The following is a 9,349-nucleotide window of genomic DNA, read 5'->3' as shown; positions in this document are numbered from 1 at the left end:
CGCTGGCTTTTTTTAGGATCTCTTTCTCCATTCTAAGCTGCTTTACTTCCTTTCTAAGAGCCATTAATTCCGTTTTTTCATCTGCGTTGACAGATGAATTATTGAGTTCGTCAGCCTTCTGCTTCCAGGTGTAAAGCAGGTTTTGTGATACTCCCAACGCATCAGCAGCTTGGGCGACAGAATACCCTTGTTCGGTAATAAAGCCGATTGCCTCTTCTTTAAATTCTTTCGTATAAGTTCGATATTGACGTTTTGTATTCATATTCACCTCGATTGATTATCGTATTATCCACAATCAAGGTGTCCAGATCGATTAGACCAGAATAATGCTTAGTGGTGCCAAATACGTCGATACTTGTGTAAAACAAATCGATGATACATTTTATCTGTTTACTTCCACCGCAGATGAACCTTTTAAGCAACAGTTATTCTTTTCTGATTCTTTATTGGGGGATTTTCAGGCCCACCCATGCTCACCTATTGCGAACGATAAAGCTTTTGGACGTAATGGCGGACCAATCATTGAACGTACTGATGACTACTCTTCAAGTGAATATTATCGTGTTTGTCAAAACTGTGCGGTCACTTATGGTGGCAGTTTGAAGGTAATGAAGATTACTGAGATCTCTAAAAGTCGTTATAAAGAAGAATTTTTTAACGATGTGATGCCGATTGAACCATTTTCAGATGGTATTCATACACTATCCTGTTGGGATAATATGACAGTGATAGATTCAAAAAACATTTTGACCAAATACTCAAATATTTATAGGAAAATAAAATACTTAGTGATGGTAAAGTTGGGCACTGAAATACCATTTTTTAACGTAAAAGATTAGGGGCCGCTAATAGGCAGATTTACATGGTATCGGGTTTTTATTCTTATTGTTTTTCTTCAGTGACTGTACAAAAAAGCCCCTCGATTAAAGGGGCAAAAGGTCCATCGCTTTTTATAGTTATGCTTAACGTGCGGTGAGAGGCATTGGTTTTTTAACCAAAATCACCGTTGACGTATCCTTGAGTGCGGTCATCTTTTGGATTGCTAAAAATAACAGCAGTATCATTGTGTTCGACTAACTCACCCATTAAAAAGAAGGCCGTTCGGTCTGAGATGCGGCGTGCTTGCTGCATTGAGTGAGTCACGATCACTATGGTGAATTCTTTCTTCAGTGACTCCATTAAATCTTCAATTTTATGAGTCGCAATAGGATCAAGCGCCGAAGTCGGTTCATCCATTAAGATCACATCCGGTTGCATCGCGATAGTGCGAGCAATGCATAAACGCTGCTGCTGACCGCCCGATAATCCAAATGCGTGTGATTTTAAGCGATCTTTTACTTCATCCCATAACGCTGCGCCGCGTAATGATTTCTCGACCACTTCGTTAATATGCTTCTTATCTTTAATGCCTTGTGCGCGTAATCCATAGGCCACATTCTCATAAATACTCATTGGGAATGGGTTGGGTTTTTGGAATACCATACCAACCTTAATACGCAGATCAGCCACATCGATATTACCGTAGATATCATTGTCATCCATGCTGACTTTACCGGTGATTTTTACGCCGGCGATTAAGTCGTTCATGCGGTTTAAACAGCGCAGTAGGGTCGATTTACCACAACCGGAAGGACCAATTAATGCCGTAACTTTCTGGTGTGGGATCGGCAAGTTGATGCTTTTTAATGCTTGGTTGTCGCCGTAAAATAAATCTAGGTTTTCGATATTAAATTTGTTCATTTTAGTATTCTCTTTAGGTAACAAAGCCACTGATATTTTTGAGAGTCAAATTGCTTTGTTATTAATAATGGTGTTTAGAATCAATACGTCTCTAAGATAAAATATTAGTAATTGGCTTTATTAAAGCGACTGCCAAGGAACTTGGTCAGCATGTTAATCATTAGGACTAATACAATCAGAACGGTTGCGGTGCCGTAAGCTTGATTCCACTCATCAATAGTGAAAAGCTCAGTGGTTAGTTTGTATAAGTGAACCGTTAATGTTCGACCTGAATCCAACACTGATTCGGGAATACGCGCCACCATACCGGCGGTTAAAAACACTGGAGCCGATTCACCAATCACGCGACCAACACTCAAAATAACTGCGGTAATAATGCCCGGCATCGCACTTGGTAGAATTAAACGCCAGATGGTGTAAATTTTAGATGCGCCTAAACCATAAGATCCTTCACGGTAAGTCTGTGAAACCGCCATTAATGATTCTTCTGTGGTACGAATAATCACCGGAAGGATCAAGATACTTAAGGTCAATGCCCCCGATAAAATCGAGAAACCAAAGCCCATCACGGTAACAAAGAAGGTCATACCAAACAGACCAAAGATGATCGATGGGATACCGGCCAATGACTCAGTACAAAAGCGAATGACTTTGACTAATTTGCTGCCAGGTTTCGCGTATTCGGTTAAATAAATCGCCGTCATGATGCCCAATGGTGCGGCAACCGCTATTGATGCAATCACCATATAAATGGTGGCGATGATCATAGGGAAGATACCGTGTTCATCACCCGTACGAGTATAATCGTCGCTAATAAAGTTCCAATCTACATGCTGTAAGCCGTTGGATAAGATGTACCACATAATCCAAAATAAAAAGCCAACGGTTAATCCTGCGGATAGCCAAATAAAAATATTAAGTAACGTATCTTTCAACTGACGTTGTTTCTTTAACTTATCGCGCAGCGCTTGAGAAATAACAGGCTGAGAGAGAGTTGCTTGTGCATGATGGTTGTTTGATTGATTGTTTGATTGAATAGTCATAATAACTACCTCGCCTTCTGACGGTTAAGATAAAGCAAACCGGCATTTAAAATCATGATGAAAGCCAGTAACACCACACCCGTTGCATATAATGCGTTGGCATGAATACCACTTGCGTATGACATTTCAATCGCGATATTGGCGGTTAAAGTACGGGCAGAATCTAAAATACCTTCTGGCATAGCAGGGGCGTTTCCCATCACCATAATGATGGCCATCGTTTCGCCAAGCGCGCGTGCAATACCTAAGATAACCGCCGTCATGATCCCAGAACGAGCCGCAGGCAGTAATACTTTAAAGATGGTGTAGGTTTTTGATGCCCCCAGTGCCAATGAGGCTTCTTTATAAGCTTGAGGCACAGCGCGAATCGAGGTTTCAGACACGGTGATCACAGTTGGCAATATCATCACGCCCAACACGATTATCCCCGCTAAAATTGTGTTACCCGCAGGCACGCTAAAGATATTTTGGATTAACGGCACAATAATCACGAGACCAAAGAAACCGTAAACCACCGATGGGATCCCCGCCAGCAGTTCCACCGCAGGGCGAATAATATCGGCCAGTTTCTTCGGTGCAATTTCAGCAATAAAAATTGCAGTTAATAAGCCAATAGGAACCCCAACCACTACTGCGCCAAAGGTCGAGACGACCGAAGCAACAATCATGGTGTAAATACCATAAAGGGCAGGGGGGAGCCAGTTATCACCGAACACAATGGCAGAAACACCGACCGCTTTAAACGCTGGGATACTTTCAGCAATAATGAAATAAGCAATGAGGGCTAAAGACACAATCCCAATGATGGCGCTGCCTAGAAATAAGGCATGGAAGATTTTTTCTTTCCAATCTACACCTTTCTTTTGGCGTAGATTACCGTTTTGATTAGAAGTGTTTGATGCTTCTGGGTTAACGATAGTATTCATAGTTTGGTCACTACCAAATTTTGTCACTATAAGTGGCGATGGGTATTCAAAACTCACAAATCGATGGCTCTTGCTATAAATAGGAGCAGGAAAAACGTCGAGATGGAAAAGAAGCCTAGCACTTGCGTACTAGGCAAAATTGTTAAAGTGTTGCTTAGTGGATATCAATGTAGCCGTGAGATAGCACGATCTTTTGTGCATCTTTAGTCAGCATCCAGTCTAGGAATTTTTGCGCCGACGCTGATGGTTTACCTTCGTGGTACAGTACTAAAAATGGACGAGAAACTTTGTAAGTACCGTTTTTGATGTTCGGGATAGTGGCTTCGACACCATCGACAGCCAGTGGGTGCACTGTGTTATCAACCGTACCTAAAGAGATATACCCAATCGCATAAGGGTTACTTGCAACCATAGTTTTTAAACCACCATTACCGTTAGCCACTTGTGCACGTTGTGAGATTGCCGATACTTTCATATCGTTCACTTTCATTTTTAAATTCATAATGTCTTCAAATGCGCCGCGAGTACCTGAAGCGGTATCACGAGTGATGGTCACGATAGGTTTATCTTCGCCGCCCACTTGTTTCCAGTTAGAGACCTCACCTTTATAAATTGACGTGATTTGTGCAGCAGTTAATCCTTTGATTTTATTCGCAGGGTTAACCACAACCGCGATACCGTCATGGGCGATGATTTCTTCTTTTAAGTTGGCTTCTTTTTCTTCAGGTTTTAGGTTACGAGATGACATGCCTAAATCAGCAGAATCACTTTTTGCTGCTTTAATACCTGCCGATGAACCTGGGCCTTGAACTTCAACGAAAATATCAGGGTTTGCTTTCATATAGGTTTCAGAAAACATTTCCATTAATGGAGTTACACTACTTGAACCCACCGCAGAAATAGTTTCTTTTGCAGATACAGAGGTTGCGCTCAGTGCGCCAAGAATTGCTAAGGTGCTGATTAGTGTCTTTTTCATTCCTATTTCCTTTTGTGGCATCATGCCGTTGAGTTATTCAGTTGACGAATGACACAATAAGGTTGAAATATGACAGTTGTGTGACAGTAATTTGAAGGGTACGTGACAGAGGGAATATGTGTTGTGAATAAACGAAAAGTGGAATGAACAAAAATCGAGAAAAGTCGCTATTAATGGTGAGATTAATAGCGATTCATCTAGCAAAAAGGACTGACGTGTGGCTTAACCGAAATCGCCACCAATGTATTCAGCCGTCATGCTTTGGGCTGGGCGATTGAATATTTGTTCAGTTTGACCAAACTCCATTAACTCGCCAAGGTGCATAAAAGCGGTGAAATCGGAAATACGTTTCGCTTGTTGCATATTGTGAGTCACGATCACTATTGTGAAAGTCTTTCTCAGTTTGGCGATTAATCTTTCAATACCTTGTGTGGCAATAGGATCGAGCGCCGAAGTCGGTTCATCCATTAAAATGACTTCGGGTTGTAAAGCAATCGTGCGAGCAATACAAAGACGTTGCTGTTGACCACCAGATAACCCCATTGCATCGGCGTGTAGCTTGTCTTTAACTTCCTTCCATAAACGAGCATGCTCTAGTGCGTCTTGTACTCGTACATTCATATCGGCTTTGGATACTTTTTCGTTTAAGCGAATGCCAAAGGCAATATTTTCATATATCGACATTGGAAACGGAGTCGGTTTTTGGAAGATCATCCCGATCTTGCTGCGCAGGCCATATAAATCACAGTTCGTGGTCAGAATGTTTTCATCATCGAGTAAGATCTTGCCTTCGGCTGAGTGCTCATCATATAAGTTATAGATACGGTTCATGGTGCGCAATAACGTTGATTTACCGCAACCAGAAGCACCAATAATGGCGGTGACATGATTATCATAAATAGGCAGATTAATATCGAATAGCGCTTGTTTATCTTTGCCATAAAAGAAGTTCAAGTTTTGGATGTTCATACGTTTTGATAATAATGCCGTGTCAATTGGAGGGTTGGTAACGCTTTCCAAAGCTTTCATATTTTCTAAAGCTCTCATATCTTTTAAAGCTTTCGGTTTTTCTGAATTCATCGTTTTTTCCGCAGCATTTGCAATGTTTGAGTTTTGGTTAGTATTCATAACAGGATGATTAATTACAGTAGAGGCAGTCGAGTTCATCAGTCTTATCCTTGTGTCTTTTGGCTTTTGATGTGCGAACGTTTCGCCAGCATTGCCGGTAGCATTCGAGAAGTCACATTGAGTATTAAAATGGCGACGGTAATAATTAATGCGCCAGTCCAAGCTAAGTCGTTCCATGAGTCATAAGGGCTCATCGCCAGTCGATAAATGGTGACTGGTAAATTGGCCATCGGTCCATTCATATCAAGTGACATAAAATTATTGTTTAACGCGGTGAATAGCAGTGGGGCGGTTTCACCACAAATACGGGCAAACGACAGTAATACCCCAGTTAAAATCCCAGCACCAACACTGCGATAGCTGAGCGATAAGGTGACGCGCCATTTAGGCATACCAAGGCCTGCGCCAGCTTCACGAATGCTTTTCGGTACCAGTTTAAGCATCTCTTCGGTGGTTGAAATAATCATCGGCAGTGCGATCATCGCCAGCGCAATCGAGCCGGCCCAACCAGAGAAACTGCCGGTCGGTTTGACGCAAATTTCATAGACAAATAAGCCAATCAAAATCGATGGCGCGCTCATTAACATGCCATTTAAAAAGCGAATAATATCGGCCAGTTTTGAATCTTTACCGTATTCCGATAACCAAGTTCCCGCCAGTAATCCGATCGGGATCGCGATAGCAATACCCACGCCACTGATCATTAAACTGCCAACAATCGCATTGGCTAAACCACCTTCGCCGCCAGGGCTTGGCATCGATTCGGTAAAAGTTGAAAAATGCAAACCGTGTAAACCTTTGCTTAATAAGCTGTAAACAATCACGCCGAGAATAGCTAAGCCCAATCCTGTCGCGCTGTAACACAAGGCTCTAAATGCTTTACTTTTGGCGGTACGCCATTGTGAGCGAGTCATTAGCGGTTCCCTTTTCTAAGTTGAAGACGGGCATAACCCATCACAATGAAGGTGATCACAAATAGCACTAAACCTAACGCTAACAGTGAGGCGATATGCACAGGATCGGTGGCTTCATTAAACTGTTCTGCAATGGTGGCTGAGATCGAGGTTGCCGGCATAAACAGCGATGCGTTAATGTCTTGCGAGCCACCGATCACAAAGGTGATCGCCATGGTTTCGCCTAATGCGCGGCCCAATGCCAAAATAAATGCGCCTAAGATTGAGCTTTTAATGGAAGGCAGTAATACTTTTAAAATCACTTCGTAAGAATGCGCGCCAATACCGTAAGACGACTCACGCAATACATTGGGTACGGTTGAAAGGGCATCTTTAATTAATGAGGTTAAGATCGGCAAAATCATGATCGCCAAAATAATGCCAGAAGTGAGTAAGCCTAAGCCAATCGGTGGCCCGCTAAATAACACTCCAATGACCGGTATTTCACTTAAATGCTCGAGTAACCAAACCTGAACATTTTCTGAAAACCACGGAGCGAACACAAAAAGCCCCCACATGCCGTAAATAATGCTCGGGACGGCGGCCAGTAATTCAATCGCCATACTGATCGGCTTAGCAATCCATTTAGGCACCAGTTCTGATAATGAAATTGCAATCGCAATGCCCACTGGTGTTGCCAGTAGCACTGCGATAATCGCAGAAACAATGGTGCCATACAGAGCATTCGCCGCGCCAAATAAAGACTGAACGGGATCCCATTCGGTATTGGTAATAAAACCAAAGCCAAATTTAGAAATTGCAGGCCAAGCCCCTCCGACTAATGAAGCAAATAAAGCGATCATCAATAACATGATGAATAACGCGCTGGTATAACTCGCATTTTTAAATAAACGCTCAACTCGATTATGGGTAAAAAATCGAGCTCGGGGCACGCTTTGAATCACTGAGTTTTGAGATGCGTCGATATGTGGAACGTTCAAGGTAATATCCTGTTAACGATGTCTTGATCCATGATGGATGGGCTTTCTCGCGCGGCTAAATCAACAATGCAAAATAAGCAAAGCCATAGCAACGCAGAGAACCCCATCATCGGGAAGGGATTTACTGCTGGTAAACCGCTGAACCGTCTTTAGCTTTAATTTCTTTTGACCACATGGTTTGCACCATATCCACCACATTACTTGGCATTGGTACATAACCTAATTTGGTGGCGATGTCGCCATGTTGATAGCCCCATTGGAAGAACTTCAGCACTTCTTTGGCGGTAGCTGGATTGGCTTGTTCTTTATGCATTAAGATGAAGGTTGCCGCGGTCATTGGCCATGATTGTGCGCCCGGTTGATCGTTGAGCATTAGCTTAAAGCCCGGTGCATGTGACCAATCCGCATTGGCCGCTGCTGCTTGGAAGGCGGCTAATTCAGGTTTCACAAAATGACCCTCTTTATTCTTCATTTGGGTGTAAACCAGATTATTTTGCTCAGCGTAAGCGTATTCAACATAGCCAATTGTGCCAGGAGTACGTTTGACGAGATTCGCGACTCCAGCATTGCCTTTACCGCCTAAACCGGTGGCAGCTTTTGGCCAAGCGATTTCTTTACCCATACCGACTTGAGAGGCCCAAGTTTTGCTCGCGCGTTGTAAGTAATCAGTGTAGTTGTAGGTAGTGCCTGAGCCATCAGAGCGATGCACCGCGATCACCATTTGGTGTGGCAGCGCTAAATTGGTATTTAAGGCTTTTACTTCGGCATCATCCCAATACTTTACTTTGCCTAAATAAATATCGGCGAGAGCTTCACCCGACAGCTTAAGCTCGCCAGCTTTAATCCCTTTAACGTTCACCACAGGCACAATCGAACCCATGACCGCAGGAAATTGCACCAAGCCATTTTTGTCTAATTCATCTTTACTTAATGGCGCATCCGATGCCCCGAAATCAACGGTGTTGGCTTCAATTTGCTTAATACCACCACCGGATCCAATGGCTTGGTAGTTCAGTTGTACACCGGTTTCTTGGTTGTATGCTTTGGCCCAATCGGCGTAAACCGGATAAGGAAAAGTGGCACCCGCGCCATTAATGGTGGTGGCTGCCATCGCCGGTGCAATCAAAGTAGACGCAGATAACGCAACTAACGAGGTCAAAACCAAAGTGTATTTCTTCATCTTTCCATCCTGAATTGTAAGTAAGTGTGTTTTCAGGGCTAACGTTAACTGCTTTAGATTTCAGTTTTATTACAACGGGCTGAAGAATGTGAAATCATAAGTTTCAGATTTGAAAGATTAATGTAGTTGGTTGTTTTTGTGTCGGATTTTATTTTTTCGCTAATGGTTATTATGGATTTTAAACACGATATGATTTGATGGCGGGGAGTGTTATGAGCTTTCGACTACTAAATGTGACAGTGATTTTGTTACATTTTAATAGGGGCTGAAAATATGAGAAAGAGTAGAACACGGCAATGTTATCAAGGTTAAATGCGCCTAAAGAAAAGCTGAATCTAGGGGCTGTTGATCTTTCGTGATTAAATTTTGTTCGAGATAAAAGCCTTTTAATCGAGGCAAGTCGATTGAAGCCTAGTTATTCTAAGTAAATGTGACTTAACGAAGAGTAAAAGGCTTTTAGCC

At 42.6% G+C, this 9,349-nt stretch carries 10 protein-coding genes; 1 reads left to right on the top strand and 9 read right to left on the bottom strand.

Features of this window, described 5'->3' with window-relative positions; all coding sequences use genetic code 11:
• Positions 1 to 262, bottom strand: a 262-nt coding sequence (locus HC723_RS15845; RefSeq protein ID WP_190339762.1) for a transposase, incomplete at its 3' end; no start/stop codon positions are given.
• A gap of 64 nt (positions 263 to 326) precedes the next feature.
• On the opposite strand from HC723_RS15845, the gene HC723_RS15840 reads away from it, so the two are divergent.
• Positions 327 to 839 carry a glucosamine inositolphosphorylceramide transferase family protein gene (locus tag HC723_RS15840; protein ID WP_190339761.1) on the top strand — a complete coding sequence of 171 codons (513 nt, stop codon included), beginning with the start codon at positions 327 to 329 and terminating at the stop codon, positions 837 to 839.
• 151 nt (positions 840 to 990) lie between these two features.
• Here the strand turns inward: HC723_RS15840 and pstB (HC723_RS15835) are convergent, their stop codons facing one another.
• The 8 genes from pstB (HC723_RS15835) to pstS all read right to left on the bottom strand — a co-directional run bounded on the left by pstB (HC723_RS15835) (position 991) and on the right by pstS (position 8,887).
• Positions 991 to 1,740, bottom strand: coding sequence for a phosphate ABC transporter ATP-binding protein PstB (gene pstB, locus HC723_RS15835; RefSeq protein ID WP_153448815.1), 750 nt, complete (start codon positions 1,738 to 1,740; stop codon positions 991 to 993).
• A 104-nt stretch (positions 1,741 to 1,844) separates the two neighbouring features.
• Positions 1,845 to 2,783, bottom strand: coding sequence for a phosphate ABC transporter permease PstA (gene pstA, locus HC723_RS15830; protein WP_238925526.1), 939 nt, complete (start codon positions 2,781 to 2,783; stop codon positions 1,845 to 1,847).
• Between the two features lie 5 nt (positions 2,784 to 2,788).
• Positions 2,789 to 3,709, bottom strand: coding sequence for a phosphate ABC transporter permease subunit PstC (pstC, locus tag HC723_RS15825; RefSeq protein ID WP_153448814.1), 921 nt, complete (start codon positions 3,707 to 3,709; stop codon positions 2,789 to 2,791).
• 154 nt (positions 3,710 to 3,863) lie between these two features.
• Positions 3,864 to 4,685 (bottom strand): phosphate ABC transporter substrate-binding protein, encoded by an 822-nt coding sequence (locus HC723_RS15820; protein WP_190339760.1) that lies wholly within the window; start codon positions 4,683 to 4,685, stop codon positions 3,864 to 3,866.
• 222 nt (positions 4,686 to 4,907) lie between these two features.
• Positions 4,908 to 5,714 carry a phosphate ABC transporter ATP-binding protein PstB gene (gene pstB, locus HC723_RS15815; protein WP_203218787.1) on the bottom strand — a complete coding sequence of 269 codons (807 nt, stop codon included), beginning with the start codon at positions 5,712 to 5,714 and terminating at the stop codon, positions 4,908 to 4,910.
• A 143-nt stretch (positions 5,715 to 5,857) separates the two neighbouring features.
• A complete protein-coding gene (gene pstA / locus HC723_RS15810; protein ID WP_153448812.1) occupies positions 5,858 to 6,727 on the bottom strand; it encodes a phosphate ABC transporter permease PstA in 870 nt (289 codons plus the stop codon).
• The gene (gene pstC / locus HC723_RS15805) at positions 6,727 to 7,659 is read right to left on the bottom strand and encodes a phosphate ABC transporter permease subunit PstC (RefSeq protein ID WP_190339763.1); all 933 of its coding nucleotides are present in this window, start codon (positions 7,657 to 7,659) and stop codon (positions 6,727 to 6,729) included. The genes pstA (HC723_RS15810) and pstC (HC723_RS15805) overlap by 1 nt, the downstream gene beginning before the upstream one ends.
• Before the next feature lie 169 nt (positions 7,660 to 7,828).
• Entirely contained in the window at positions 7,829 to 8,887 is a 1,059-nt protein-coding gene (pstS, locus tag HC723_RS15800; RefSeq protein WP_153448811.1) for a phosphate ABC transporter substrate-binding protein PstS, read from the bottom strand.
• Positions 8,888 to 9,349: the final 462 nt, after the last annotated feature.

This window comes from Vibrio sp. S11_S32, assembly GCF_014694465.1.
In the GTDB taxonomy this organism is placed as follows: Bacteria; Pseudomonadota; Gammaproteobacteria; order Enterobacterales; family Vibrionaceae; genus Vibrio; species Vibrio algicola.
The sequence above is the reverse complement of the archived record's forward strand: the minus strand, read 5'-3'. Positions and strand labels throughout refer to the sequence as shown.

Excerpts from the sequence above, each read along its gene's own strand:
- pstS (WP_153448811.1), bottom strand. The coding sequence starts at position 8,887 with ATGAAGAAATACACTTTGGTTTTGACCTCGTTAGTTGCGTTATCTGCG.
- pstA (WP_153448812.1), bottom strand. The coding sequence starts at position 6,727 with ATGACTCGCTCACAATGGCGTACCGCCAAAAGTAAAGCATTTAGAGCC.
- HC723_RS15820 (WP_190339760.1), bottom strand. The coding sequence starts at position 4,685 with ATGAAAAAGACACTAATCAGCACCTTAGCAATTCTTGGCGCACTGAGC.
- pstC (WP_153448814.1), bottom strand. The coding sequence starts at position 3,709 with ATGAATACTATCGTTAACCCAGAAGCATCAAACACTTCTAATCAAAAC.
- pstA (WP_238925526.1), bottom strand. The coding sequence starts at position 2,783 with ATGACTATTCAATCAAACAATCAATCAAACAACCATCATGCACAAGCA.
- HC723_RS15840 (WP_190339761.1), top strand. The coding sequence starts at position 327 with ATGCTTAGTGGTGCCAAATACGTCGATACTTGTGTAAAACAAATCGAT.
- pstB (WP_153448815.1), bottom strand. The coding sequence starts at position 1,740 with ATGAACAAATTTAATATCGAAAACCTAGATTTATTTTACGGCGACAAC.
- pstB (WP_203218787.1), bottom strand. The coding sequence starts at position 5,714 with ATGAAAGCTTTGGAAAGCGTTACCAACCCTCCAATTGACACGGCATTA.